General features: G+C 71.9%; 19 protein-coding genes and 1 pseudogene. 14 read left to right on the top strand and 6 right to left on the bottom strand.

The window, feature by feature from the left end:
• Positions 1–22: 22 nt before the first annotated feature.
• Entirely contained in the window at positions 23–1018 is a 996-nt protein-coding gene (gene rsgA / locus FLL47_RS21570; RefSeq protein ID WP_144122398.1) for a ribosome small subunit-dependent GTPase A, read from the top strand.
• Here the strand turns inward: rsgA and FLL47_RS21565 are convergent.
• Positions 1003–1281, bottom strand: coding sequence for a DUF2087 domain-containing protein (locus FLL47_RS21565; protein ID WP_144122327.1), 279 nt, complete (start codon positions 1279–1281; stop codon positions 1003–1005). The two genes, rsgA and FLL47_RS21565, sit on opposite strands and share 16 nt — an antisense overlap.
• A 164-nt stretch (positions 1282–1445) precedes the next feature.
• On the opposite strand from FLL47_RS21565, the gene hisN reads away from it, so the two are divergent.
• The 5 genes and pseudogenes from hisN (at position 1446) to FLL47_RS21540 (ending at position 6585) form a co-directional block, all read left to right on the top strand.
• Positions 1446–2249 carry a histidinol-phosphatase gene (gene hisN, locus FLL47_RS21560; protein WP_144122326.1) on the top strand — a complete coding sequence of 268 codons (804 nt, stop codon included), beginning with the start codon at positions 1446–1448 and terminating at the stop codon, positions 2247–2249.
• Between the two features lie 105 nt (positions 2250–2354).
• Positions 2355–3209, top strand: a pseudogene (locus FLL47_RS21555) (hypothetical protein); the annotation flags it as partial.
• 641 nt (positions 3210–3850) lie between these two features.
• Entirely contained in the window at positions 3851–5260 is a 1410-nt protein-coding gene (locus FLL47_RS21550; protein ID WP_222106130.1) for a DUF1254 domain-containing protein, read from the top strand.
• 63 nt (positions 5261–5323) lie between these two features.
• Positions 5324–5686 (top strand): hypothetical protein, encoded by a 363-nt coding sequence (locus FLL47_RS21545; protein ID WP_144122325.1) that lies wholly within the window; start codon positions 5324–5326, stop codon positions 5684–5686.
• 593 nt (positions 5687–6279) lie between these two features.
• On the top strand, positions 6280–6585 hold the full coding sequence (locus FLL47_RS21540) for a hypothetical protein (RefSeq protein WP_144122324.1): 306 nt from the start codon (positions 6280–6282) through the stop codon (positions 6583–6585).
• Positions 6586–6689: 104 nt separating this feature from the next.
• Here the strand turns inward: FLL47_RS21540 and FLL47_RS21535 are convergent, their stop codons facing one another.
• The gene (locus tag FLL47_RS21535; RefSeq protein WP_186315822.1) at positions 6690–8660 is read right to left on the bottom strand and encodes a beta-galactosidase; all 1971 of its coding nucleotides are present in this window, start codon (positions 8658–8660) and stop codon (positions 6690–6692) included.
• Positions 8661–8771: 111 nt separating this feature from the next.
• Here FLL47_RS21535 and FLL47_RS21530 point away from each other — a divergent pair, with 111 nt between their 5' ends.
• Positions 8772–11132 (top strand): TIM-barrel domain-containing protein, encoded by a 2361-nt coding sequence (locus tag FLL47_RS21530; protein ID WP_144122322.1) that lies wholly within the window; start codon positions 8772–8774, stop codon positions 11130–11132.
• Positions 11133–11137: 5 nt separating this feature from the next.
• The gene (gene xylB, locus FLL47_RS21525; protein ID WP_144122321.1) at positions 11138–12529 is read left to right on the top strand and encodes a xylulokinase; all 1392 of its coding nucleotides are present in this window, start codon (positions 11138–11140) and stop codon (positions 12527–12529) included.
• Positions 12530–12578: 49 nt separating this feature from the next.
• Here xylB and FLL47_RS21520 read toward each other — a convergent pair whose 3' ends face one another.
• A complete protein-coding gene (locus FLL47_RS21520; protein ID WP_144122320.1) occupies positions 12579–13547 on the bottom strand; it encodes an ArsR/SmtB family transcription factor in 969 nt (322 codons plus the stop codon).
• 57 nt (positions 13548–13604) lie between these two features.
• On the opposite strand from FLL47_RS21520, the gene FLL47_RS21515 reads away from it, so the two are divergent.
• Positions 13605–14840, top strand: a complete 1236-nt coding sequence (locus FLL47_RS21515; protein WP_246158362.1) for an MFS transporter — start codon at positions 13605–13607, stop codon at positions 14838–14840.
• Positions 14841–15013: 173 nt separating this feature from the next.
• A complete protein-coding gene (locus FLL47_RS21510) occupies positions 15014–15778 on the top strand; it encodes an alpha/beta fold hydrolase (protein ID WP_144122319.1) in 765 nt (254 codons plus the stop codon).
• A gap of 159 nt (positions 15779–15937) precedes the next feature.
• Here the strand turns inward: FLL47_RS21510 and FLL47_RS21505 are convergent, their stop codons facing one another.
• The 3 genes from FLL47_RS21505 to FLL47_RS21495 form a co-directional block, all read right to left on the bottom strand.
• The gene (locus FLL47_RS21505) at positions 15938–16870 is read right to left on the bottom strand and encodes a carbohydrate ABC transporter permease (RefSeq protein ID WP_144122318.1); all 933 of its coding nucleotides are present in this window, start codon (positions 16868–16870) and stop codon (positions 15938–15940) included.
• A 67-nt stretch (positions 16871–16937) separates the two neighbouring features.
• Positions 16938–18014 (bottom strand): ABC transporter permease, encoded by a 1077-nt coding sequence (locus FLL47_RS21500; protein ID WP_246158361.1) that lies wholly within the window; start codon positions 18012–18014, stop codon positions 16938–16940.
• 13 nt (positions 18015–18027) lie between these two features.
• Positions 18028–19698 carry an extracellular solute-binding protein gene (locus FLL47_RS21495; RefSeq protein WP_144122317.1) on the bottom strand — a complete coding sequence of 557 codons (1671 nt, stop codon included), beginning with the start codon at positions 19696–19698 and terminating at the stop codon, positions 18028–18030.
• A 228-nt stretch (positions 19699–19926) separates the two neighbouring features.
• Here FLL47_RS21495 and FLL47_RS21490 point away from each other — a divergent pair, with 228 nt between their 5' ends.
• The 4 genes from FLL47_RS21490 (at position 19927) to FLL47_RS21475 (ending at position 26736) form a co-directional block, all read left to right on the top strand.
• A complete protein-coding gene (locus FLL47_RS21490; RefSeq protein WP_144122316.1) occupies positions 19927–21138 on the top strand; it encodes an ROK family transcriptional regulator in 1212 nt (403 codons plus the stop codon).
• Positions 21139–21358: 220 nt separating this feature from the next.
• Positions 21359–22378 (top strand): sulfotransferase family protein, encoded by a 1020-nt coding sequence (locus FLL47_RS21485; protein ID WP_144122315.1) that lies wholly within the window; start codon positions 21359–21361, stop codon positions 22376–22378.
• 295 nt (positions 22379–22673) lie between these two features.
• Complete coding sequence (locus tag FLL47_RS21480) at positions 22674–25601, top strand: glycoside hydrolase family 3 protein (protein WP_144122314.1); 2928 nt, start codon at positions 22674–22676, stop codon at positions 25599–25601.
• A 67-nt stretch (positions 25602–25668) separates the two neighbouring features.
• Positions 25669–26736 (top strand): LacI family DNA-binding transcriptional regulator, encoded by a 1068-nt coding sequence (locus FLL47_RS21475; RefSeq protein ID WP_246158359.1) that lies wholly within the window; start codon positions 25669–25671, stop codon positions 26734–26736.
• Positions 26737–26828: the final 92 nt, after the last annotated feature.

Here is a 26828-nt window from a genome sequence, read left to right as displayed (position 1 = left end):
GTACGACGAGGACGACGTGAAGGTGCGGGCCACCAAGTCGTCGCGTTCGCGTCCCCGCACCCGGACCCGGCCCAAGCACGACGACGCGGTGACCGGCTTCGTGGTCGCCGTCGACCGGGGCCGCTACACCTGCGTGGTGCACGAGGGCAAGAAGGTCTTCGAGGTCACCTGCATGCGCGCGCGTGAGCTGGGCCGCAAGTCCGTGGTGGTGGGCGACGAGGTGGGCCTGGTCGGCGACGTCACCGGCGACGTGGGCAGCCTGGCCCGGATCGTGCGGATCGAACCGCGGCGTTCGGTGCTGCGGCGCACCGCCGACGACGACGACACCACCGCCGAGGGCCGCATCGAGCGGGTCGTGGTGGCCAACGCCGACCAGCTCGTGATCGTGAGTGCGCTGGCCGACCCGCCGCCACGCGAGGGCTTCATCGACCGGTGCCTGGTCGCCGCGTACGCCGCCGACATCGAGCCGCTGCTGTGCCTGACCAAGGCCGACCTGGCCGGGCCGGAGCAGGTGGTCAGTTACTACGCCGAGCTCGACCTCGACTACGTGCTGACCCGTCCCGACGGCGACCTCGACGAGCTGCGCGAGCGCCTGTCCGGCCGGCGCTCCGTGCTGGTCGGGCACTCCGGGGTCGGTAAGTCGACGCTGGTCAACCGGCTCATCCCGAGCGCGGGCCGGGCGGTCGGCGTGGTCAGCGCCATCGGCAAGGGACGGCACACCTCGACCAGCGCGGTCGCGCTGCGGCTGCCCGACAAGCGGGAGTCGTGGATCATCGACACCCCGGGCGTACGCAGCTTCGGCCTGGCCCTGGTCTCCTCCGACGACCTGCTGCACGGCTTCCCCGACCTGGTCGAGGGAACCGTGGACTGCCCGCCGAACTGCGAGCACAACGGCGGCGAGTGCGCCCTGGACGCCTGGGTGGCGCAGGGCAAGGCGGACGCGCGCCGCCTGGCGTCGTACCGCCGGCTGCTGTCCTCCCGGGCCGGTGACACCGACCCCGGTCAGACCTCGACGTAACCGCCGGTGCGCCAGTAGAGGCCGTCGGCGCGCGCCATCAGGCCGGTGTCGATCAGATAGCGGCGCAGTGACACCCAGTCGGGCTCGTAGAAGGCCCGCAGCACCGCGTCGACCTCGCGCTCGGTCATCTTCACCCCCGGCTCGAAGGCCGCGACGATGTGCTCCAGCAGGACCCGCCGCTTGCCCGCCTTCGCGGGCATCGAGGTCAACCGCCCGTGCTCGTCGAGGAACGTCCGGAGCACCTTTTCCGGTTCCGCACCCATGACTCCTCCTTGCCGTGCCCGCCACACCACGAGCCTCGTCCGCTGCCGGACCGCGGGCTCATGACCGTGAAAGTACCCGGCCTGCCGCGGTCCACGCGTTCTCATTTACGGCGGGTCCGTGAACCCGATACCTCGACGGTGCGGAGATCCGATAAGTTCTCGCCATGGCCCGCTACTCGGACGACCTTGGGCTTGCCCACGTGCTGGCGGACACCGCCGATTCCATCTCCATGTCCCGGTTCAAGGCGCTCGACCTCTACGTGGAGAGCAAGCCGGACCTGACGCCCGTCTCGGACGCGGACACGGCGGTGGAGAAGGCGCTGCGCTCCACGCTGGCGCGCACCCGGTCGCGCGACGGTGTGCTGGGCGAGGAGTTCGGGGTCACCGGGAACAGCGGCAACCGGCAGTGGGTCATCGACCCGATCGACGGCACCAAGAACTTCATCCGCGGCGTGCCGATCTGGGGCACGCTGATCGCCCTGATGGAAGGCGACGAGCCGGTCGTCGGCATGGTCTCCGCGCCCGCGCTGGGCCGCCGCTGGTGGGCCGCGCGCGGGCTGGGCGCGTTCGCGGGCCGGCACCAGGCCGCCGCGCAGCCGATCCGGGTGTCCGGCGTGCGCCGCCTGGCCGACGCGAGCTTCTGCTACTCCTCCCTCGACGGCTGGGAGCAGACCGGCCGGCTGGCTTCGGTGCTCGACCTGATGCGCAAGACCTGGCGCAGCCGGGCCTACGGCGACTTCTACGGCTACATGCTGCTGGCCGAGGGCGCGGTCGACATCATGATCGAGCCGGAGCTGATGCTCTGGGACATGGCCGCGCTGGTGCCGATCGTCACCGAGGCGGGCGGCAACTTCACCGACCTGTCCGGCCGGAACGGCGCCGGCGGCGGGTCCGCGGTGGCCACCAACGGGCAGCTGCACGATGACGTGCTGGAGCGGCTCAGCCCCGCCGGACTTCGCGCGCTGTAGTCACTCTCATTCACTCGGTGAAGTCGCGGCCGGGTAGGGCGCAGCCGACCCCTAAGGGTCTAAGCTGCCAGGGTGGTGTCCTCTGGCTGGTGGTTCCTGGTGGCGATGATCGCCGCATACGGCATCGCCAACCTGCTGCAGTCCATCGCGGCGACACGCACAGCGACGACGGACACCCTTGATCCAGGCCTGCTGCTGCGCCTGTTCGGCAACTCGACGTACCTGCTCGGGCTCGGCTGCCAGATCCTCGGTTTCTTCCTCGCCCTCGGGGCGCGGCGCGACCTTCCACTGTTCCTCGTCCAGTCCGCGGTGACGGCCGGCCTGTGCGTCACCGCGTTCGCCGGGGTCGTGCTGCTCAAGTGGAAACTGCCGCCGGCCGAGATCCTGCTGCTGTTCGGGGTCATGGCGGGCATCGGCATGCTGGCCGTGTCGGCCGAGCCGGGCCACGCCGAGCCGCTGGACACCAAGGGCGTGATCTCGCTGGTCGTGGCGCTGGTCGCGATCGCCGGGGTGAGCGCGTTCGCCGGCAAGGTCAAGGGCGTGCTCGGCTCGGTGGTGCTCGGCTCGCTGGCCGGGCTCTGCTTCGCCTCCGCCGCGATCGCGGCCCGCCCGCTGGCCTCGGCGCAGACCATCGTCGAGTTCGGCCTGAACCCCCTGCTCTACCTCGTCATCGCGCACTCGCTCACCGGCCAGCTGCTGCTCGGCCTGGCCATGCAGCGCGGCTCCACCAACGCCGCGGTGGCCGCCATGGACGCCGCGGGCGCGGTGCCCGCCGCCGTGATCGGCATGCTGCTGCTGGGCGACAAGATCCGTCCCGGCATGTCGTGGGTCGCCGCGCTCGGCTTCGTCATCACGCTCGGCGCGGTCATCGCGCTGACCCGATATGCCGAGCCCCAACACGACCTGGTCGCCGAGCCGGTGCCGCTGCCGGTGCGGTTCAGCTCCGCCTCCGTGCCCGGTCTGCCACCACATCCGGCACGCGGCGTGTTCCAGGTGCCCGGCGCGGGCGAGGCCGGTCCGCGGACCGGAACGATCCCGCTGCCCGCGCGGGCCCTCGACCCGGATCCGGCGGCCGGCGGATACGTGCCGGTCATGGTGCCCGTCTCGACGACCACCGCCCCGGTCAACGGCCACGCCCCCGCGAACGACCACGCCACGGGCCACGGCCATGTCACCGGCAACGGCCATGTCGCCGGCAACGGCCAGGCGACGGGCAACGGCCACGGTGCGGCGAACGGCCACGCCCCCGAGCACGTCACCGGCGGCTACCTGCCCAGCACCGGCAACGGCTTCGCACCCGGCGCGGGTGCCGCGAACGGCTACGGCCCGGCCGAGCCGGGCCACGCCCACGGCCACCACCCGGGCGGACATCCGCCGGTGACGCTGCCCGGCCCGGCCCGCCGCCCGCTGCGCGTCAACGCCGACTGACCGCCGAGCCGGTCACCGGCCGCGCCGGTTCGCCTTCGGACACCGGGCTCCGCGCCACGCCGGATCACCCAGCCGCCCGATGCACACATCCTTCGCATACCCGGGACATATCGCATCATCTCTGCGTACCGTGCGGTAAGGCGCGGTGCGCGGCCGCGTGAGAGGTGCGGGTCATGTCCATTCCGAAGGAGATCCTGGCCGCCATCGGCATGCCCGAGACGTTGGACACCCCGCTCGGGCAGTTCACCTTCCACGACGGCCTGCCCACCGCGGACAGCGTCGACGGGCTCTTCGACGCGCTCGACCTGGTCCGCGCGGTCGAGGCGTTCCTGGTCGCCATGCCCGGCGCGTCGCTCGCGGCGATGCGGGCCGGCCTGCGCAACGTGGGCGTCACCTCGGCCCGCCAGATCGGCATCACCGACCCGCGGTTCAACTCCACCAGCGTCTACCTGACCCCCAACACCGACACCACGTACGGCCACACCTTCCTGGACCTCGACACCGACGGGCCGACGGTGGTCGAGGTGCCGCCGAACTCGCTGTGCGTCGTCGACGACTTCTGGTTCCGCTACGTCACCGACCTGGGCCTGGCCGGACCCGACCAGGGCAGGGGCGGCAAGTACCTGTTCCTGCCCCCGGACCACGAGGACGAGGTGCCCGACGGCTACTACATCTTCCGCAGCCCGACCTTCACCAACTGGGCCATGTTCCGGGCCCTCGACGGCGTCGAGGCGATCAGGAAGGTTCGGGTGTACCCGCTGGCCCAGGCCGCCTACCCGCCGCCGAACGAGTTCGTCAACCTCGCCGACCGGCCCCACAACACCGTGCACGCCAACGACGCGACGTTCTACGACGAGGTCGACGTGGTGGTCCAGGAGGAGCCGCTGGAGTCGCTCGACCCCGAAAGGCGCGGCATCCTGGCGAGCATCGGCATCGTCAAGGGTGACGTGTTCGGCCCCGACCAGCGGCTGCGTACGATACTGGCCAAGGCCGCCCCGCTGGGCGCGGGCATCGCCCGTGCGCTGGCGTTCCGCCCGCGCGATCCGGAGGCCTACCACTACCCGGACTCCTCCTGGAAGCGGGTCTTCGTCGGCGGCAGCCACGAGTTCCTGCGCGAGGGCGCCCGCCTGCTCGACGCCCGCGCGATGTTCCACTACCTCGCCACGGTGGTCACGCCCGCGATGGCGGCGTCACCCGCGGGCACCGGCTCCGCGTACGCCTATACCGCCGAGGACGCCGACGGGCAGTGGCTCGACGGCGGGCGCTCGTACCGGCTGCATCTGCCGCGGCACATTCCCGCGAAGACGTTCTGGTCGGTATGCCTGTACGACTGCCAGACCCGCTCACTGCTCGTCACCGACACCCCGTACCCGAGCGTGAGCAGCCTGTCCGGCACGGTCGAGGCCAACGCCGACGGCACCACCGACGTGTACTTCGGCCCGACGCCGCCGACCGGCCGGGAGTCGAACTGGATCCAGACCGTGCCCGGCAAACACTGGTTCACCCTCCTGCGCCTCTACGGCCCGCTCCAGGCCTGGTACGACCAGACCTGGCGCCCCGGCGAGATCGAACGCACCGGCTGACTCCGCTGGCTCCGTCCCCTAACATGTGCCCGACGGACGACGGGGCGGGGAACCGGAGCATTCATGAGGCGGCTCAGGAAGTACCTGCGTTGGCGCAGCCGCGCGCACGGCATACGGGTCGATGCGCACGGTCTGGCGCTGGCCCGCGGTGACTGGGCGACCGAGGTGCTCTGGTCACAGGTGGAATCCGTCATCCTGCACCAGGGACCGGCCGTCGCCGACGGCCGCATCGTGTGCCGCCTCCTGCTCGTGCCGGTCGCGGGCGCCCTGCTCGACCGGGCGCTGGTGCACGCGCCCAACCCGGTCGACGGCCGCCCCTGCCGGGTCCTGCTCGACCTGGCAAAGGTGAAGGACACGCCGGACCAGATCGCGGCGGCGCTCGCGACCTACGGCGGCGACCGCTTCATCGACCACCGCCTCGCCTGAACCGGGGCCGTCCACCGAGATCGAGCGTTTCGGCCGAGTCGCCGCCTGGCGCAGCCCGGCTACCGTGCCACCGGCACGGCCAACGGAGACGGGGGTACGGACGATGCGACAGCACCACCAGAGGCGGCTGCCAGGCCGGCTCGGCCTGATCGACCACGAGTAGGACGCCCGGATGGAACTGCGGCCCGGCCCGCATTGGGGCTTCCCGGTGGCGGGGTTCGGTGCGGTAATCATCGAGCTGGTGTTCGTAGCGACGGATGACAGCTGGAGCAGCCGGTTCACCCGGCTGTTCATGGCGGCGTTGTACCTGACGGCGGCCGTGCTGATGCTGCGGACCCGGCTGCGGCCGTTCCGGTTCCGCATCGACGAGCGCGGCCTGACGATCCGCCACCGCGCCTATGAGATCGCACCGGCCTGGTCCGAGATCGACATGCTGATCCTGGAGCAGTCGCCGCCCGGGTTCGGGATGTTCCGGGTCCGTAAGCCGGAAGCCAGGTTGCTGCTGGTGCCGGGACCCGACGTGGACCTCGGGCTGCCACTGACCGCCCGCAGCCCTCGCGTTGATCCGCGACAAGCAGCAGGCGGTGGTCGCGATGCTGACGCTGCTCGGCGATGGCCGGTTCGTCGACGGACGCACGTTGCTGCGCACGGTGTTCACGCCGCAGGCTTTCACGGTGCGGCCGCTCGGCTACGACCGCGCGCACGTGGACGACGTCATCCGGCGCGGGCGGGACATGCTGGTGTCGACCGCCTGGTACGACCGGCGCGACCTGGCCGTCGAACTGCTCCCGCCGCACCCGCTCGCGGCCGGCGGCTACGACCGCGTGGAGGTCGACAGGTTTACCCGCCGGCTGTCGGCCTCCCTGGCCGCCCTGCCCGGGGTCCCGCCGCCCGATTGACCACTGCGTTAGATCTTGTGCAGTTTGTGTCGCCCTGGGCGCAACAACTGCACAAGATTCACTTCGAAGGCGCGCGACTGGTAGAGATTTCCGTGTAATGGCTGCTATGGGTGAGGAAGCCGCGTCACGGTACCCCCGGCAAGGACCCGGCCCGCGATGTCGTACGGCTCGTCCGTGTGGTTGAAGAGCCAGACCCCGTCAGCGGTGCGGACCGCCTCCACACCGTCAGGCAGGCCGGGCAGGATCGGGGCCACCCCGGCGGCGGCGCAGACCCCATCCAGCAGACGTGCCGTCGCCGCCTCGTCCAGGGCGCAGGACACGTAGTACGCAAGCCCCACACCGTGTTCACGCCGGGTGACGGCAGGACGGCCGACCGCGTGGCGGACGAGCACCTCCGCATCCGGCGCGGTCAGGTGCTCGGTCCAGCCCGTGACGGCGTCGCCGTTGTCGAGCGTGACCACCACGCCGGGTGGTAGCGGGTCGAGCTCCTCGACCCGGATCCCGAGCAGGTCCCGCAGCGCGCCCGGGTAGCCGCCGACCCGCACCCGCAGGTGCTCGTCCACGATCCCGGACAGGTAGGTCACCACCAGGTGCCCGCCTTCGCGCACGTACTCGTCCAACCTGCGTGCGGACTCGTCGGTGAGCAGGTACGCCGCCGGCACGACCAGCACCCGGTACCCCGCGAGGGTCGCCGTGGGCGGCACGACGTCGACCGGATACCCGTGCCGCCACAGCGCCCGATGCCAACCCTCGACGACACCTTGATAGTCCAGCGGCGCAGGCAGATGAGACGCCCCGACCGCCCACCCGCACACCTCGTCGAACCACACCGCCACCCCTCTGTCGCCGGCACCAGCCGCAGGCGAACCGGCTTCGCCGGTTTGGAAGGGCACCTTCTTGTACGCGGAGCGACAAGAAGGTGCCCTTCCTTCGCTCGCGAGGGTTTCGCCGAGGGCGCGGAACTCGTGGTAGGTGCGGGTGGCGGGGCCGGAGTGGCCGACGATCGCGCTGTGCCATTGTTCGGCGCCGCCGGTGCTCGCCCGCCACTGGAAGTACATCGCGCCCTGCGAGCCGCGGGCGATGTGGCCGAGGGCGGTGCGGGCCAGCATGCCGGGGGGTTTGCGGCGCTGTACGCCGTTTTCGGTGACGTGGGCCGGGGCATGCTCCATCAGCAGCCAGCTGCCGCCGTGCCCGGCCGCGGCCGACCAGCCCCGCGCGGCGTCGGCCGCGAACGCGCTCTGGGCAGGAACGCCGTCCAGCGAGGACGGGTAGTGGTCGATGGCGACCAGGTCGACCTCGTGGGACCAGCGGGCGTGGTCGACCGGCACCCAGCCGCCGAGCACGAAGTTCGTGGTGACCTGTGCCTCCGGGGCGACTGCCTTGATCGCGTCACGCTGTTCGGCGAAGGCGGCCAGCATGCTGTCGGACAGGAAGCGCCGGTAGTCCAGTTCCTGAGCGGGATTGCCGAGGTACTGCGTGGCGCGCGGCGGGAGCACCTGCGCCCAGTCGGTGTGGCGCTGGCTCCAGAAGTCCGCGGTCCAGGCGTCGTTGAGCGCGTCGAGGGTGCCGTGGCGCGCGCGCAGCCAGCCCCGGAAGGCGCGGGCGCAATGGTCGCAGAAGCACCAGGTGCCGTACTCGTTGTGCACGTGCCACAGCCGCACGGCGGGGTGCCGGGCGTAGCGCCCGGCCAGCGCGGACGCGATCCGCAGGCTCGCGGCGCGGTATGCGGGCGCGTTGACGCAGTAGGTGTCGCGGGAGCCGTGGACCAGGCGTACACCGTCGCGCCGCGTCGCCAGCGCACCCGGGTGGGCCAGGGTGAACCAGGGCGGCGGGGAGGCGGTCGGGGTGGCCAGCACCGCGCCGATGCCGTGGTCGTGCAGGCCGTCGAGCACCCGGTCCAGCCAGCCGAAGTCGTACACCCCCGGGGTCGGCTCCAGGCGTGACCAGCTGAACACTCCGACGGTGGCCGCGGTGACGCGGGCCTCGCGCATGAGGGCGAGGTCCTCTGCCCGGACCTGCTCGGGCCACTGCTCCGGATTCCAGTCCGCACCGTGGAAGAACGACTTTGTCGGCACCCCGGCCAAATTAGAGGGAGGTGGAGGGGGCGTCAACCGTTGACGTTTGTTTGGCTACACGGAAAACTAAAAATGTTGTACCTGCAGTAGACGCCGCACTGGGAGCCGATCATGCCGTTCCGCCCACCACTGGTTGCCCACGAGTACTTCTCCGCCGACCCGCCGGAACTGCCCCGCCGTGCGTACGGCGAGGCCGGCCCGGAGACCGTCGTGTGGGCCGAGCTGACCGGAAAGGACTCCGTCGGCGCGACGTTGCACGCGCACACCGACGCCGGCACCACGCTGCAGCTGCACATCGGCGCGGCCGGCGACGGCATGCTGCGGGTACGCCTGTCCGAGGAGGCCGGCGCGCGCAGCCGCAGCGCCCGGCTGCTCCCGCTCACCCAGCCCGACCCGGGTGCGGTGGCCACCGTGGTGACCGGCGAGAACACCGTGTCCGTCACGGCCGGTCCGCTGACCGCCGAGGTGACGCTGAGCCCGTGGCGGCTGTCCTTCCACGATGCCGACGGCAGTCGGCTGCTGGGCGCGGACCCCGGCCTCACCGACATCTCCGGCCGCATGCGCACCCTGCCCCTGGGCTGCTCCCGGGTGGACGGGCAGATCGTGGCGTATCACGAGAGCTTCACGCTGCCCGCCGACGAGGTGCTGTCCGGCACCGGGGAACGCTTCACCGCGCTGAACCTGCGTGGCCAGCGACCCGTGATGTGGAACTTCGACGCCTTCGGCAGCGAGTCCGACCGGGCCTACAAGAACGTGCCGTTCTACCAGTCCAGCAAGGGCTACGGCATCGTGGTCGACTCCGGCCTGCCGGTGGAGTTCGACTTCGGCGCGTCCACCGGCAGCGTCACCCAGCTGATCGTCCCGGACGACCTGATCGAGTACTACGTGCTCGCCGGGCCCACCCCCGCCGACGTGCTGGCCCGCTACAACGCGCTCACCGGCCGCCCGACCTGCCCGCCGAAGTGGGCGTTCGGCTCCTGGATCTCGTCGGGCTTCTGCCGCGACACGCAGGAGCAGGTGCTGGCCCGCGCGGCGACCATCCGTGCGCACGGCATCCCCTGCGACGTGCTGCACCTGGACACCTACTGGCAGGCCGAGGGCACCTGGTCGCACCTGCTGTGGGACGCCGAGGCGTTCCCCGACCCGGACGGCATGCTGGCCACCCTGCACGAGCAGGGCTTCCGGGTGTGCGTGTGGATGAACTCGTACCTGTCGCACCGCACCGACCGCTTCGCCGAGGCCGCCGAGCGGGGCTTCCTGCTGCGCCGGGCCGACGGGGCGGTGTACGTCGCCGACTCCTGGCACGGCACGTTCCCCGCCGGCGGCATCGTCGACTTCACCAACCCGGAGGCGACCGCCTGGTTCCAGGACCTGCTCCGGCCGCTGGCCCGGCAGGGCGTGGACGTGTTCAAGACCGACTTCGCCGAGGGCGTGCCCGCCGACGCGGTCGCGTTCAACGGCATGACCGGCACCGAGCTGCACAACGTGTACGCCCTGCTGTTCAACGACGCGGTCAGCGAGGTCACCCGCGAGGTGCACGGGCACTCCATGGTCTGGGGGCGTTCCTCGTACCTGGGCGGGCAGCGCCACGCCGCGCAGTGGGGCGGCGACACGATGTGCTCGTACGAGGCGCTGGCGTCGTCCATGAACGGCGGGCTCGCGCACGGGCTGTCCGGCGTGCCGTACTGGTCGCACGACAGCGGCGGCTTCTGCGGCGTGCCCAGCGACGACCTCTACCTGCGCTGGGCCCAGTTCGGGGCGCTGTCGCCGCTGGTGCGCTTCCACGGCACGACCACCCGCGAACCGTGGCGCTTCCCGGCGGTCGAAGCGGACGTGATCGAGGCGCTGCGGCTGCGCTACCGGCTGCTGCCCTACCTGTACTCGACCGCGCTGCGCTCGGCGGAGACCGGCGAGCCGATGATGCGCGCGCTGTCCGTGGACTCCCCCTCGGACGCGGCCTCGTGGCGGGCCGAGCACGTGTACCGGCTCGGACAGGATCTACTGGTCGCCCCCATGATCAGCGCGAGCCAGCAGCGCGACGTCTACCTGCCGCCGGGCGAGTGGGTCGACTGGTGGAGCGGCGACGTGGTCGGCGGCGGCGTCACGCTGCGGGTCGCGCCCCCGCTGACGCAGCTGCCGCTGTGGGTGCGCCGCGACGCCCTCGTGCCGGTCACCGCGCCCGCCGCGCACCTGGCCGACGGGCCATGGGAGCAGCTCACGCTGCTCAGCTTCGGCGGCGGCGACGCCATGTCCGAGATCCGGGACGACGGTTTCGTAAGCACTGTCGCGGCGCGGCGGGACGGGGATACGCTCACGGTGACCATCGCCGGGCCGGCCCGGGTCACGGCGATCGCGTTCCCCAGCGTCGCCGGCGGCACCCCTCCGGCCACCGTGCTGGTCAACGGCGTGCGGGCCACGCTGGGCCCGGTGGACGGCCTGCTCACGGCGACCTGGCAGGCACCAGGAGACTGAACCCCATGACACTCGTCGCCGGCATCGACTCCTCCACCCAATCGTGCAAGGTGGTGGTCCGCGACGCCGACACCGGTGCGCTGGTCCGCCAGGGGCGGGCGAGCCACCCCGACGGCACGTCCTGCCCGCCCGACGCCTGGTGGCAGGCCCTCCAGACGGCGATCGCCGCGGCGGGCGGGCTGGACGACGTCGCCGCGGTCTCGGTCGGCGGCCAGCAGCACGGCATGGTCTGCCTCGACGCCGACGGCCAGGTCGTCCGGGACGCCCTGCTCTGGAACGACACCCGGTCCGCGCAGGCCGCCGACGACCTCGTCGCCGAACTCGGCGGCCCGCGCGCCTGGGCCGACGCCGTCGGCAGCGTGCCGGTCGCCTCGTTCACCGTCACCAAGCTGCGCTGGCTGGCCCGGCACGAGCCGGACAACGCCGCCCGCACCGAGGCTGTCTGCCTGCCGCACGACTGGCTCACCTGGCGCCTGGGCGGCACCGGGGACCTCGCGGCACTGGCCACCGACCGAAGTGACGCGTCCGGCACCGGTTACTGGTCACCCAGCACCGGCGAATACCGTCGCGACCTGCTCAAGCTGGCCTTCGGCCGCGAGCTGCTGCTGCCCGCGGTGCTCGGCCCCGACGGCTCGCCCGGCCGGACCCCGGCGGGCGCACTGCTCGGCCCCGGTGCCGGGGACAACGCCGCGGCCGCGCTCGGCGTGGGCGCGCAGCCCGGCGACGTGATCGTCTCCATCGGCACCTCCGGCACCGTGTTCAGCGTCGCGTCGGTCCCCGCGGCCGACGACACCGGCACCGTCGCCGGGTTCGCCGACGCCACCGGCCACTTCCTGCCCCTGGTCTGCACCCTCAACGCCGCCCGCGTGCTCGACGCCGCCGCCACCATGCTGGGCGTCGACCACGCCGAGCTGTCCCGGCTGGCCCTGTCCGCCCCGGCCGGCAGCGACGGCCTCGTTCTGGTGCCCTACCTGGAGGGCGAGCGCACCCCCAACAAGCCCGACGCGACCGGCTCCCTGCACGGCCTCACCCTGGGCACGTCGAACCCCGCGCACCTGGCCCGCGCGGCCGTCGAAGGCATGCTCTGCGCGCTGGCCGACGGCCTCGACGCCCTGCGTGGCCAGGGCGCGACCGTCAACCGGGTGCTCCTGGTCGGCGGCGGCGCGAAGTCCGAGGCGGTGCGCCGCATCGCCCCGTCCGTGTTCGGCTGCCCCGTCGCCGTCCCCCCGCCCGGTGAGTACGTCGCCGACGGCGCCGCCCGCCAGGCTGCCTGGATCACCACCGGAGCCGCCCCCGCCTGGACCCTCGACGGCCTCGAACTCTTCGAGGCCGACGCGCACGCCACCGTCCGCGCCCGCTACGCCGAAGCCCGCGACCGCACCCTCCCCCGCCCTTGACAAAGGAAGGGCACCTTCACATCGCTATGTGTTGTAGAAGGTGCCCTTCTTAACCTTCCTGCGGACTGCGATTGAGCCGCACGAGCTGATCGCCGGCCTCGGTGCGGTAGTAGAGCACCGAGCGGCCCGCCCGGCGGCGGCGTACGAGCTGCGCGTCCAGTAGCACCTTCAGGTGACGGCCCACGGAACCCAGCACCGCACCCGTGACGGCGACCAGCTGGGTGGTGCTCAGCGGCGCGTCCAGGTGGCACAGGATCGCGGCGCGCCCGGGTCCGAGCAGCCGGTCCAGCGCCGCCGGCGAGGCGTCGGGGGCCGGTGCCGCCAGCCGCCCCGCACACGGGTAGACGACGGCGTACCGGCTGGGCAGCAGCCAGCACACCCAACCCCGGCGAGCGCTGCTCGGGATGAAGCTGAGCTGCGCGTCGGTCAGCACGCGCGGCGGATTGTCGTACACGTTGATCTGCAGGCGGCCCCCGCCGAGCCAGCGCAGGCCCGGCCGCAACCCGTCGAGCGCCGCCGCCCAGCCACCCGTGCTCAGCTGCTGGGTACGGGCGATGATGTCGGCCTCGAACAGCAGGCGGCGCTTCGCCCAGGTCGGCTCGACGGTGTGCGTCCACACCCACTCCAGGATATCGGCGGTGCGCTCCACCAGGTCGGGTGTGTCGAGTTCGGACCGGATCGGGCCGCCCGCCCGCAGGTCGGCGAGCGCCTCCGCCACCGGGGTCTGCCGCAGCCGGGCGAGCTCGTCGGCGAACCCTCGGTCCTGCGGCACCGGCGGGCGGCAGACGAAGTCGGCGATGGACCTCGGGCGCAGTGCCGTACGCACCAGCGGCCGTCGCAGCGAGTCGGCGGCCATCATGCGCTGGTAGGCCGCGCGGTGCTCCCGGAACCACGGCTCCTGTCCCGGCGGCGGGCTGTCGTACTCCAGAAGACTCAGGCAGGCCAGCGCCTCGACCAGTCCGGACACGGCGAACCTGCTGGTCGCGAGAACGTCCGCGTCGATCTGCCAGAGCCCCATGTTTCGCCTCCATGCGAAACTGTAGCTCCGGTGATCTCCCCGGCCGAGACTTCCCGCGTGCAGACCTACCGTGAACTGTTCCGCGTACCCGAGTTCCGCCCGCTGTTCGCCGCGATGTCGATCCAGGTCGCCGCAGGCACGCTCAGCGGGCTGGCCCTGGGCACGCTCGTCTACACCCGGACGGGCTCGCCGCTGCTGTCCGCGATCGCCATGTTCGGTGCGTCGTTCATGCAGGTCGTCGGTGCGATGACGCTGCTGTCGGCAGCCGACCGGGTGCCGCCGCGGATCGCGCTGGCCGGCGCCGCCCTGCTGTTCTGCGCCGGATCCCTGGCGCTGGCCGCACCCGGCATGCCGATCGCGGCCATGCTCGCCGTGCTGCTGTGCCAGGGGCTGGTCAGCTCGGTGACGGGCGGGATCCGCTGGGGCCTGCTCGGTGAGATCCTGCCGGAGGGCGGCTACCTGCTGGGACGATCGGTGATGAACATGTCCGTCGGCGTCATGCAGATCACCGGCTTCGCGCTGGGCGGTGTGCTCGTCGCGACCGGCATCTCCCCCCGGCTGGCGCTGCTGGGCAGCGCGGCGCTGCATGGGACGGCCGCGCTCTGCCTGCGCTTCGGGCTGACCCGCCGCGCGCCGCGCGCCGCCGGTCGCCCCTCGGTGCGGCAGACGTGGCGCAGCAACGCGACGCTGTGGTCGTCCCGGCCGCGGCGTGCGGTCTACCTGTCGCTGTGGGTGCCCAACGGGCTCATCGTCGGCTGCGAGGCGCTGTTCGTCCCGTACGCCCCCGACGCCGCCGGCGTGCTGTTCGTCGCCGGGGCGCTCGGCATGCTGGCGGGGGACATGACCGCGGGCCGGTTCCTGCCCGCACGGCGCCGGGCGGCCTTCGTCACGCCGTTGCGCCTGCTGCTGGCCCTGCCCTATCTGGTCTTCGCGCTCACCCCGGCGCTGCCGGTGGCCGTCGTCGCCGTGGTGCTGGCCTCAGGCGGCTTCGGCGCGGGACTGCTGCTGCAGGAGCGGCTGCTGGCGCTCACCCCGGAGTCCATGCGCGGCCACGCGCTCGGGCTGCACAGCTCGGGAATGCTCACCATGCAGGCGGTCGGCGCGACCGTCGCGGGCCTCGTCGCCCAGCACACCGGGCCGGGCACCGCGATGACCGTACTGGCCGCCGCCTCGGTCCTGGTCACCCTCGCGCTGACTCCCGCGCTGACCCGCCCGTTCGCGGCCGCCGTCCCCGCCGGATCCGGGCGACCGCCGGGGGTACGCGCCGACGCCGCCGAGCCCGCGGCCACCTGAGCGGCCACCACCCGGTGGCGCGACGCGGCGCGTCCGGACGGACCGGTGAAACCACCGATGCCTGCCTGCCCGCGGCTCCGGAGACTGGACACAGCGCCGCCGGCCGCACGCAACCCTGGGCGGCGTGCCGCTCGGGCGCGGGCGCGTCGTCCCTGACCTGATCGGAGATCCGCATGCAGACCTTCACGTCCTTCGACGGCACCATCCTGGCCCACTATTCCTGGGGCGAGCCCGGCGGCGACCTGCCACCCGTCGTGCTGCACCACGGGTTCAGCACGTCGGCGGCGGCCAACTGGCACGCGCCCGGCATCGTCGACGCCCTCGTCGCCGCAGGCCGGCGAGTCGTCGCCGTCGACGCCCGCGGCCACGGCGCGTCCGAGAAGCCGCACGACCCCGCGCGCTACGGCGAGGACAAAATGGCCCGCGACCTCGCCACGCTCTTCGACGTGCTGGGGCTGGACCGGGTGGACCTGGTCGGCTACTCCATGGGCGGCGTCGTCGCCCTGCTCACCGCCGCCACCGACCACCGCATCCGGCGGCTGGTGACCGGCGGCATCGGCGCGGGCGCGGTCGAGCAGGGCGGTGTGGACCGCGCCGCGCTGCCGGGTCGGGCGCTGATCGACGGCCTGCTCGCCGACGACCCGCGCATCATCACCGACGAGCGAGTGATGGGATTCCGCCTGTTCGCCGACGCTTCCGGCGCGGACCGCCAGGCGCTCGCCGCTCAGGCGCAGGCCGGCCACCGTACCCCGATCGCCCTCGACCGGATCACGATCCCCGCCCTCGTTCTGGCCGGCACGGACGACTGGCTGGCGACCCGCCCGGAGGTACTCGCCGCCGCCCTGCCCGACGCCCGCTGGAAGGTCCTGTCGGGCGACCACCTCACCGTGGTCCGCAACCCCGAATTCGCCGCCGCCATCGTCTCGTTCCTCACCTGACCCACACCGGCAAGATCACGACGATCTTGCGCGAACCGCTGCGGGTTCGCCCCATAAGGGCGTGTCGTACCCACAGTTCGCGCAAGATCGTCGCGGTGGGGGGTGGGGTGGGGGTGGGGTGGGGTGGAGATCGCCGCGGCGAAGGGAGGGCCGCGGCGATCAGCCTTTGAGGGCGCCAGTGATGACGCCCTTGGTGAAGTGGCGCTGGATGAAGGGGTAGACGGCGACCACGGGGATGAGGACCACGACGACGACGGCCATTTTGACGGCGAGGCTGGGTGGGGCGTTGAAGCCCAGGGCGGGCGGGGAGCCGATGCCTGCGGGGCTCTGGCCGGCGATGATGTACGCCTGCAACACCTGCTGCACCACTCGGTCCTCGGCGTCGTTGAGGTAGAGGACCGCGTTGAAGTAGATGTTCCAGTAGCCGACCGCGTAGAACAGGCCCACCACGGCCACGACGGCCTTGGACAGCGGCAGCACGATCCGGGCGAGGATGGTCCACTCGCCCGCGCCGTCGATGCGGGCGCTGTCGAGCAGTTCCGCGGGGATGCCCATGAAGAACTGGCGTACCACCATCAGGTTGAACGCGTTGACCGCGGCGGGCAGGATCAGCGCCCAGTGCGAGTCCTTGAGCCCGAGGCTGGTCACCACCACGTAGGTGGGCACCAGTCCGGGCCCGATCAGGAACGTGATCAGGAAGAACATCAGCAAGGGGCGGTGCCAGAGGCTGCCGGGGCGGGACAGGCCGTACGCGGCGAGCACGGTGCAGACCAGGCTGAGCGTGGTGCCTACGACGGTGACGAACACGCTGTTCCAGATCGCCGACGACACCTCGCCCCGGGTGAAGATCAGCACGTATGCGGAGATGTCGAAGTCGCGCGGCAGGAAGACCATGCCGCCCGCGTCGGCGATCGCCTGCTTCGACGAGAAGCTGGTCACGATCACCGACCACATCGGGATCAGCACCGCCAGCACCACCGCGGTCAGCAGCAGGCCCTTGCCGAGCCGCCCGGGAACCGTGGGGGGCTCCTCCCAGGGCGGCCGCTGGGCGCGCCGACGGCGGGCGCGCATGGCAGGGGTCACGGTGGTCATGCCTTCTCCTCGCTGCGCTCGTCGGCGGCATGGGTGCCAGACCGAACGATTCGCTCGCTGCGTTCGCTCATGAGCGGACGAACACCCCCTCCTCGCCGAAGCGGCGGGCCACCCGGTTCGCGACCAGGATCAGGATCAGGCCGATCACGGCCTTGAACAGCCCGGCCGCCGCGCCGACCCCGTAGTCCTGGGTGAGCAGGCCGAGGTAGTAGACGTAGGTGTCGAGCACCTCGGCGGCCTGTCGGCCGACCGCGTCACGCTGCAGGATGAACTGTTCGAAGCCGACCGACAGCGCGTTGCCCAGTTGCAGGATGAGCAGCAGTACCACGACCGGGCGCAGGCCGGGCAGGGTGACGTGCCACAGCCGCCGCCACCGGTTGGCTCCGTCGGAGGCGGCCGCCTCGTACAGGTTCTGGTCGATCGCGGTCAGCGCGGCGAGGAAGATGATGGTGCCCCAGCCGACGTCCTTCCACAGCGACTCCGAGCTCACCAGCAGAATGAAGGTGTCCGAATTGGTCATGATGTTCCACGGTTCGAGCCCGTTGTCCCGCAGCACCTGGGCCAGCAGGCCCGAGCCGCCGAGCATCTGCAGGAAGAACGTGACGACCAGCACCCAGCTGAAGAAGTGCGGCAGGTAGACCACTGTCTGGATGAAGCCGCGCAGTCGGCTCGACACCACGCTGTTGAGCAGGATGGCCAGCGCGATCGGCAGCGGGAAGAAGAACACCAGCTGGAACGTGGTGATGAGCAGGGTGTTGCGCAGCGCGTCCCAGAACTGGGAGTCCGCGAACAGTTCCGCGAAGTTGGTGAAGCCGATCCAGGGGCTGTTCACGATCGCTTCGATCGCGGTGTCGCCCGACCACTGGTCGTAGTCCTTGAACGCCACCACGTTGCCCACCGTGGGCAGGTAGTGGAAGACCAGCAGCAGCAGCACGGCGGGCAGGGCCATCAGCAGCAACGGCCAGTCCCTGCGCCAGCGCGCGGCGAACGAGGCCCGCCGCCGGCCGGTCGGCGCGCCGGTCGCGGGCGTGGGAAGTGGCCGGGCCGCCGAAGACCCGGCCACTGTGCCGGCGGGCTGTCCCGGCGGTCCGTCCTGAAGACGGACCGCCGACGACTGCCCACCGGCGTCGGTGGTGCCTTTCACAGCGACTCCCTGTTCATCGGCCGGCGTCGCTCAGCGCCTTCGCCATGTGCGCACGGCCGGCCTCGCCGCCCCCGTCACGCCACTCCTTGAGCACCGCATCCAGGTCGGACAGCGGACGACGCCCGCGGGCGATGTCCTTGAACTTGTCCTCGGTGGGCTGCTTGACCTTCACGTACTCCGCCGGCATCTCGAGCTTCATCCCCAGCCACGGGTCGACCTCGAGGTGCTTGACCGCGGCGTTCCCCCAGTTGATCAGATCGGTCACGTAGTTGGGAACCCGTGCGTCGTACTTGATCGTGGGAGCGGTGCCGGCCAGGAAGCGGAACTGGTCCGCCTTCTCCTTGCCCTGCAGGTCGGTGCCGGCCGGCCAGCCGTCGGCGCCCTTGGTGAAGTGCTTGCCCTCGACGCCGTACTCGATGAGCTCGAACTCCTTGGTGCCCAGCGGCGCGGCGACGAAGTTGAGGACGCGCAGGATCTCCTCGGTCTTCTCCTTGCCCAGGCCCTTCTTCACGAAGGTGTAGAAGACCGGGTCGATCGCGGACCACACCAGCGGCGCGCCACCGTCGGCGGCGAAGAACGGCACCGGCTGCATGTTGAAGCCGGCGGTGACCTTCTGCTGCTCGGCCTGCATGCCGAGCCAGGCGCCCACGCCGTCCTGGATCATCGCGATCTTGCCACCGGAGAAGAGCAGCTTCGCGTCCGCGCCCTTGCTGGCCACGACCTCCGGGTGGATCAGGCCGTCCTTGTACACCTTGGCCAGGAACTCCAGCGCGGCCTTGAACTCGTCGGTCTCGTACTTGAACTGGACCTTGCCGTTCTTGTAGCCCCAGCCGTCCTTGGAGTTCGGCACCCGGAAGATCATCTCGACCATGGCCTGGATGTCGTTGAACGCCCACACACCCTTGCCGGGGTTGGTCATCTTCTTGCCGAAGTCGTAGAGCTCGTCGGCGGTCTTGGGGATCGCGACGCCGGCGGCGTCCACGAGGTCCTTGCGGTGGAACAGCGCCCACGGGTAGGGGCCGTCGGTCGGCCACGGCACCGCCATCAGCCGCTCGTTCCAGACGGCGTTGCCCCAGGCACCGGTCGGCAGGCTGGCCAGCATCTGGTACGGCTTGACCTTGTCCCCGGCGAGGTGGTCGGTGAGGTCCTCGAACAGCGCCTTGGCGGCCTCCGAGAAGTTGGGGATCTTGCTGATCTCCCAGCCCGGGATGCAGAGCACGTCCGGGATGTCCCGGGCGGGCAGGATCGCGTTCAGCTTGTCGGCGTAGGTGTTGCCGTCCTGGACGCCCGGGGTGACCACGGAGCCCAGCTCCGCGTTGATCGCGTCGAGGTAGGCGTTCTGGCCCGGACCGGCCGGCACCTGGCCCCAGAACGGGGTCATGGTGGTGATGGTGCTGCCCCGGCCGGGCTTCTCGGTGATCGCGTCGACCAGCGCGGACGGGTACTTGGTGAAGCCGTTGGCGACCGGCGAGACGCCCTTGATGTCCGGCTGCACCAGTTCCAGCGGCTGGTACTTGGGCAGGACCGCCTGCAGTTTGTCGAGCTGCTGCGTCGTGCCCGTGTCCGCCGCCTTCTCACCGCAGGCGGCGAGTGCGCCACTGCCTGCGACGGCGATCGCGCCCAGGCCTACCAGGCTCAGGAACGATCGGCGGTTCGCCGCCGCGCCCGCGAGGGGGTTGTCCACGGCGTGCTCCCTTCGTCATTTGTCAAGCTCAGGATCGGGAAAGGGGTGTCTGTGGAGCGATTGCGCGATACAGTTAGTTCGTCTTCCGACTAAACAAACTAGCCGAAGCTCACGGTGACCACAAGGGAGCGTTCCCATGCCTAGGTCCACGGCGATGCTCACCGACGGCTCCATACGGCATGATGGTGCGACCAGTGCAGCCACACCGGAGGGCAGACGGTGATCACCATGCAGCGCGGCCCTCAACCGGCGGACTTCGCCGATGTCAGGGCCACGAACCTGGCTGTCGTGCTGCGCTACGTGCGCGGGCACGCGCCATGCTCCCGCGCGGAGATCGCCGCCGCCACCGGGCTCAACAAAGCCACCGTGTCCAGCCTCGTCGCCGACCTGATCGAACGTCGGCTGCTGCGCGAGACCGGACTCACCGAGCACCGGATCGGCCGCCCGGCGACCATGCTCGTGCTCGACGGCTCGCCGTACGCCGCGATCGGGATCGAGGTTAACGCCGACTACCTCACCGCGGTCGCCATCGACCTGGCCGGGCAGCAGGTGCTGTCCTGGCGGCGCTCGTTCGCCGGGCTCGCGTCCAGCCCCGCGCAGGCCGCGACCGCGATCGCGGCACTAGGCCGGCGCGCGGTGAACCGGGTGCTCAAGGAGGACCGCCGGGTGCTCGGGCTGACCGTCGGCGTGCCCGGCCTGGTCTCCCCCGACGGCGTCGTCATCATGGCCCCCAACCTGGGCTGGCGCGACGTCAACCTGCGCGACATCGTCAACCGCGCGCTCGGCGAGCCGGGCTTCCCGGTCGCCGTGGACAACGACGCGAACCTGGCGGTGCTGGCCGAGTCCCGCTACGGCGCGTTCGCCGGCTCGCAGAACCTGATCTACCTGACCGGCGAGGTCGGCATCGGCGCGGGCATCATCAGCGACGGCCGGCCGCTGCGCGGCCATCGCGGCTTCCCCGGCGAGATCGGGCACATCACCATCGACCCGCAGGGCCCGCCGTGCGCCTGCGGCCGCCGCGGCTGCCTGGAGGCGATCGCGGGCATCACCGCGATCATCGCGCGGGTGCTGCCCGAGGTGGCCGGCGACGGCGACATCACCGACCTGCAACCCGAGGTCGACGAGGTGGTACGCCGCGCGCGGAGCAACGACCCCGCGGCCCTGCACGCGCTGGAGGAGGTCGGCCGCGCCCTCGGCCAGGGCGTCTCCATCCTGGCCAACCTGCTCGACCCCGAGGTCGTGGTGCTCGGCGGCTACTTCGTGCCCCTCGCACCCTGGCTGCTCCCACCCGTCGAGGCCGAACTCCGCGCCCGCCGCATCGGCCCCGAGGAGGGCGGCGCGCAGGTCGTCGCGTCCATCCTCGACCACGGCGCGGCCGCCACCGGCGGCGCCGCCACCGTCCTCGACCACGTCGACGCGGGCCGCCTCCCCCGCCTCTGACCCAGCCGGGCGCATTCCGCACCAAGGTCACTCGACTTGCCAGGCACATGGGCGAAAGTGGGCCCAAGATACGCACATCTGCCTGGCAAGTCGGGCGATCAAGGGCGGTGGCGCGGCGTGCAGGGCCGGCGCGGCGTGCGGGCCGCGCATCGTGGGTCGTTCACGGGTCGTTAATAAGGGTGTATTGCGGATAATCCACCCTTTATGGACGGAGCCACTCGTGGGCAGTGACCGGCCGGTGTTCGTCGTGGGCTGCCCGCGCTCGGGCACCACGATGCTTCAGCTCATGCTGCACGCGCACCCGCGGATCGCGATCCCGCCGGAGACGCGTTTCCTGCTGGGCGCGTACCTCGACCGGGCCAGCTTCGGCGACCTGCGCGAGCCCGCCAACCGCCGCGGCCTCGCCGAGTGGATCACCGGCGGGAAGACCGCCTTCGGCGACCTGGGCCTGAACTCGGACGCGGTGATCGAGGAGATCGTGACCGGCCCGCCGACGCTCGGCTCCGCACTCGGCATCGTGTTCCGCGCGTACGCCCGCCGCTTCGACAAGCCCCGCTGGGGGGACAAGCGCCCGGCGTACCTGAACAACCTGGGCCCGCTGCTGCGCCTGTTCCCCGACGCACAGATCGTCAACATCGTGCGCGACGGGCGCGACTGCGTCGCCTCCCTCGGCGAGACACCCTGGCAGCAGGGCAAGGACGTGTGCCACGCGATCTCCGACTGGGCGCGGGCGATGGACTCCTCCGCGTGGGCGCGCCGCGTCCTGGGCGAGCACTCCTACCACGAGGTGCGCTACGAACGCCTGGTCGCCGACCCGGAGCCGGAGCTGCGGGCGATCTGCGCTTTCCTGGGCGAGGAGTACGACCCGGCGATGGCCGAACCGGCGCGGCTGGCCGAGGTCGCCGTGCCCAGCCGCAAGAGCTGGCACCGGCTCACCCACGAGCCGGTGACCACCGAGCGGGTCGGCAGTTGGCGGGACCGGCTGGAGCCCTGGCAGGTCACGCTGTGCGAGGCGAAGCTGGGCGGACGGTTGCGAGAGTTGGGCTACCCGGTGTCCGAGGACCGCTCGCCGTGGTGGGGAGGGCCGGGTCGGGTGCACCACCTGCACTACGCCCACATCGACGGGCCGCGCCGGACCGTCGCGGCGCGCCGCGCGCTGACCCGGCTGCGCGACCGGCTGCGCCCCGCCGAGGCGCTGGCCTACCGCCCGGCCGAACCCCGCGAACTTCTTCCGCGCTGACGGGCATCGGCGCTGCTGAGCCGCCCGCGTGCGGACCGGAGCGGACCTGCCGTGGGAACGCTCCCTTGACGACGACCGGTGGGACACGGTAAATCTCTGGCGTACTCCGTTGCGAAATCAGGCAGAAACACATGTCGGGCGGGGTCTTTTTCAGACGATCGTCGAAGCGCTTCGACTGTGGACCAGGCTCCGGAACTTTCGCGATCCACTGTCGAAGCGCTTCGACAGCCCGCTCCGCCCGCACCGCCTCCACGACGCATATTCCGACCGTCCGCCCAGACGAAGGAACCCGGCGATGAACTTCCGCGACCCCTCCGCCCCCGTCCCCGACCGCGTCGCCGACCTCCTCGGCCGGCTCACCCTCCCCGAGAAGATCGCGCTGCTGCACCAGCACCAGCCACCCGTGCCCCGGCTGTCCGTGGGCGGGTTCCGCACCGGCACCGAGGCGCTGCACGGGCTCGCCTGGCTCGGCGAGGCGACAGTGTTCCCGCAGGCGGTCGGCCTCGGCGCGAGCTGGGACCCGGACCTGGTGCGCCGGGTCGGCGCAGCGGTCGGCGACGAGGTGCGGGCCAGCCACCACAAGGATCCGTCCGGGGCGGGCCTCAACGTGTGGGCGCCGGTGGTCAACCCGCTGCGCGACCCGCGCTGGGGCCGCAACGAGGAGGGCTACAGCGAGGACGCCTGGCTGACCGGGCTGATGGGTGAGGCGTACGCGCGCGGACTGCGCGGCGACCACCCCGTCTACCTGAAGACCGCCCCGACGCTGAAGCACTTCCTCGGCTACAACAACGAGAACGACCGCTGCGTCAGCTCCAGCAACCTCGGCCCACGGGTGCTGCACGAATACGAACTGCCCGCGTACCGCCCGGCGATCGAAAGCGGCGCGGCGGTCGCCGTGATGGCGTCGTACAACCTGGTCAACGGCCGTCCGGCGCACGTCAGCCCGCATCTGAACGACGACCTGCGGTCCTGGACCGGCGACGAGGTGCTGGTGGTCTCGGACGCGTACGCGCCGAGCAACCTGGCCGACCCCGCCCAGCAGGCCTACTTCCCCGACCATGCGACCAGCCACGCCGCCTCGCTGAAGGCGGGGGTGGACAGCTTCACCGACGCCGACGCGAACTCGCACGTCACCATCGGACGGCTAACCGAGGCCCTCGACCGCGGGCTGATCGACGAGGCCGATGTGGACGCCGCAGTGCGCCGGGTGCTGACGATCCGGATGCGGCTGGGCGAGTTCGATCCGGCCGAGGCGAACCCGTTCACCGGCCTCGACCCCGACACCGTGAACTGCCCCGCGCACCAGGCGCTGGCCCGCGAGGCCGCGACCCGCAGCATCGTGCTGCTCAAGCAGGAGTGCCGACTGCTGCCCTTCGACCGCGCGCAGGTGCGCCGGGTCGCGGTGGTCGGGCCGCTGGGCGATCAGCTGATGGCCGACTGGTACAGCGGCACGCTGCCCTACCAGGTCACCGCGCGCGACGGCCTGGCCGCCCGGCTGGGCGCAGATCAGGTGACCTTCGCGGAGGGCGCGGACCGCGTCGCGTTGCGCCTGGTCGGCGGCGGCTATCTCGCGGTCGCCGACCCGGCCCCGGCGCGTGGCGCGGCGCGCGCCGCCGACGGCCGGGCGGACGATGCGCACGCCGCCGACGTGGACGCCGACCCGGGCCAGGACAGTCCGGCACCTGCCGCGCCGGTGCGGCGGGCGTTCGCGGACCCGCACGGCTTCGACGTGTTCGACTGGGGCAGCCACCCCGGCCCGGCCGGGCACCACGGCACCAGCGTGCTGGCGCTGCGCTCGGCGGCCAACGGGCGGCACCTGACGGTGCGCGACAACCTGCTGGTCGCCGACGCGCCCGGCCCGCACGGGTGGGACGTGCACGAGACGTTCCGGCTGGTCGAGCGGGCCGACGGCACGCTGTCGCTGCACCACGAGCTGAGCCGCAGTTACCTGACCGTCGGCGAGGACGGGGTGGCCGCGGTCGGCGCGACCTTCGAGCAGGCCGCGCGGCTCCAGGTCGAGGTGCGCCGCAGCGGGCCTGAGCAGGCCGCCGCCGTGGCGGCGGAGGCGGACGCCGTGGTCGTGGTGCTGGGCAACCACCCGCTGGTCAACGGCCGCGAGACCGAGGACCGGGAGAACCTGTCCCTGCCGCCCGCGCAGGAGGCCCTGCTGCGCGCCGTGTACGCCGCCAACCCGCGCACCGCCCTCGTCCTGACCAGCAGCTACCCGTATGCGATCAGCTGGGCCGACGTGCACCTGCCCGCGGTGCTGTGGAGCAGCCACGGCGGCCAGGAGTTCGGCCACGCGCTCGCCGACGTGCTGTTCGGCGATGCCGAGCCCGCGGGGCGGCTGCCGCAGACCTGGTACCGCAGCCACTGCGAGCTGCCCGACCTCTACGACTACGACATCATCACCAGCGACGCGACCTACCTGTACTACCGCGGCACCCCGCTGTACCCGTTCGGGCACGGCCTGAGCTGGGGCGAGTTCGAGTACGGCGCGGTCAGCCTGGACACCGACGCGATCGACGCCGACGGCACGGTCACCGTGACCGTCGAGGTGACCAACGTCGGCGGGCGCGCGGGCGAGGAGGTCGTCCAGCTCTACACGCACCAGCAGCGCTCGCGGGTCAAGCAGCCGCTGCGGCGGCTGCGGGGGTTCCGCCGGATCCGGCTCGAGCCGGGCGAGCGCACGCTGGTCAGCATCGAGCTGGCCGCCGCGGACCTGTCCTTCTGGGACGTGACCACGGGACGGCCCGTGGTGGAGGCGGCCCGGCACAAGGTGATGGTCGGCCGCTCGGCGACCGACATCCGCGGCTGCGCCACGCTGACCGTGCGCGGCGAGCGCATCGGCGCCCGCCGCCTGCCCGGTCTGCTGCGCGCGGCCGACCATGACGAGGGCTGCGGCGTGGTGCTGGTCGACACCGCGCCGGAGCGCGGCGACGCGGTGCGGGCCACCGACGCGGGTGCCTGGCTGTCGTTCGGCGCGACCGACCTGACCGGCTGCGACGAGGTCGTCTTCGCCGTGGCGGGCGGCGCGGGCCGGGTGGCGCTGGTGGCCGACGACCCGCTCGACGGCGAGGTGCTGGCCGAGGCGGTCGGCGCGGGCGAAGGACGGTACGCGTACCAGAAGATCAGCTGCCCGCTGAGCACATCCGGCCGGACCGACCTATACCTGGTCTACGACGCACCGGGCATCATCGTCAGCGAGCTCGTGTTCGCATGAGCGAGCGCAGCGAGCGAATCATGTCGCCGGTTCCTCATGGTTGCGACGAGCGCAGCGAGGAGCAGCCATGAGTGGGGAGGTGCCGCCGATGAGGAGCCGTCCGCGGCGGGCGTCCCAGCGCGACAGCGTGGTGACCATCGCCGACGTGGCACGGCATGCGGGCGTGTCCACCAGCACGGTGTCGTACGTGCTCAGCGGCAAGCGGGCCATCTCCGCCACGACCAGCGCCCGGGTGCACGCCAGCATCCGCGCGCTGGGCTTCCACCCGCACGCGGGCGCGCGCTCGCTGGCCAGCAACCGGTCCAGCGTGATCGCGCTGGTGCTACCGCTGCGGCAGGGCATGCACCTGCCGGTGCTGATGCAGTTCGCCACCGCGGTGGTGACCAGCGCCCGCCAGTATCACCACGACGTGCTGCTGGTGACCGCCGACGAGGGCCCGGCCGGGCTGCGCCGGGTGGCCGCGGGCGCGATGGTGGACGGCCTGGTGCTGATGGACGTGGAGATGCACGACCCGCGGGTGCCGACGCTGCGGCGGCTGGAGCGGCCCAGCGTCCTGATCGGGCTGCCCGCCGACTCGGCCGGGTTGACCTGCGTCGACCTGGATTTCCATCGCGCGGGCGCGGTGTGCGTGGAACATCTGGCCGCGCTGGGCCACCGCGAGATCGCGCTGCTCGGCGCGCCGCGGGTGGTGTACGACCGGGACACCGGCTTCGCGCACCGCACCCGGGACGGGTTCGTGGAGGCCGCGAAGCGGCTGCGGCTGACCGCGTACGCGCAGCCGTTCGAGGAGCACCCGGAGGCGGTGCAGGAGTCCCTCGGGCAGCTGCTCGCCCACCACCCGGGACTGACCGGCCTGGTGGTGCACAACGAGGCCGCGGTGGCGCACGTGCTGAGTTCGCTGCGTGCGCTGGGCCGCCGGGTGCCCGAGGACGTCTCCGTCGTCGCGATCTGTCCGGACGAGCTGGCGGAGCGCTCGTCGCCCGCGCTGAGCTCGGTGCAGATACCGGCCGAGGACGTCGGCCGGCAGGCCGTGGAGCTGCTGATGCGCAAACTCGACGACCGGGCCGTGCCGCCGACCACGCTGCTGCCGCCGATGCTCACGCATCGCGCCAGTACCGGAGCCGTGACCAGGTAAGGCTTCCCGCGCGAAATCGGGGCTTCACAAGAAGGCAACCGCGCGGTTAAATCGTGCTTGACAGAGGTGGGAGCGCTTCCATCGATGTCGAC

Source organism: Catellatospora sichuanensis, from assembly GCF_007483665.1.
Lineage (GTDB): Bacteria > Actinomycetota > Actinomycetes > Mycobacteriales > Micromonosporaceae > Catellatospora > Catellatospora sichuanensis.
This window is presented reverse-complemented; position numbering and strand designations above follow the sequence as displayed.

Coding starts and splice junctions, on each gene's coding strand:
- FLL47_RS21565 (WP_144122327.1), bottom strand. CDS start 1,281: ATGGGTGCGGAACCGGAAAAGGTGCTCCGGACGTTCCTCGACGAGCAC.
- hisN (WP_144122326.1), top strand. CDS start 1,446: ATGGCCCGCTACTCGGACGACCTTGGGCTTGCCCACGTGCTGGCGGAC.
- FLL47_RS21490 (WP_144122316.1), top strand. CDS start 19,927: ATGCAGCGCGGCCCTCAACCGGCGGACTTCGCCGATGTCAGGGCCACG.
- FLL47_RS21475 (WP_246158359.1), top strand. CDS start 25,669: ATGAGTGGGGAGGTGCCGCCGATGAGGAGCCGTCCGCGGCGGGCGTCC.
- FLL47_RS21520 (WP_144122320.1), bottom strand. CDS start 13,547: ATGGGGCTCTGGCAGATCGACGCGGACGTTCTCGCGACCAGCAGGTTC.
- xylB (WP_144122321.1), top strand. CDS start 11,138: ATGACACTCGTCGCCGGCATCGACTCCTCCACCCAATCGTGCAAGGTG.
- FLL47_RS21480 (WP_144122314.1), top strand. CDS start 22,674: ATGAACTTCCGCGACCCCTCCGCCCCCGTCCCCGACCGCGTCGCCGAC.
- FLL47_RS21505 (WP_144122318.1), bottom strand. CDS start 16,870: ATGACCACCGTGACCCCTGCCATGCGCGCCCGCCGTCGGCGCGCCCAG.
- FLL47_RS21530 (WP_144122322.1), top strand. CDS start 8,772: ATGCCGTTCCGCCCACCACTGGTTGCCCACGAGTACTTCTCCGCCGAC.
- FLL47_RS21545 (WP_144122325.1), top strand. CDS start 5,324: ATGAGGCGGCTCAGGAAGTACCTGCGTTGGCGCAGCCGCGCGCACGGC.
- FLL47_RS21540 (WP_144122324.1), top strand. CDS start 6,280: ATGCTGACGCTGCTCGGCGATGGCCGGTTCGTCGACGGACGCACGTTG.
- FLL47_RS21510 (WP_144122319.1), top strand. CDS start 15,014: ATGCAGACCTTCACGTCCTTCGACGGCACCATCCTGGCCCACTATTCC.
- FLL47_RS21550 (WP_222106130.1), top strand. CDS start 3,851: ATGTCCATTCCGAAGGAGATCCTGGCCGCCATCGGCATGCCCGAGACG.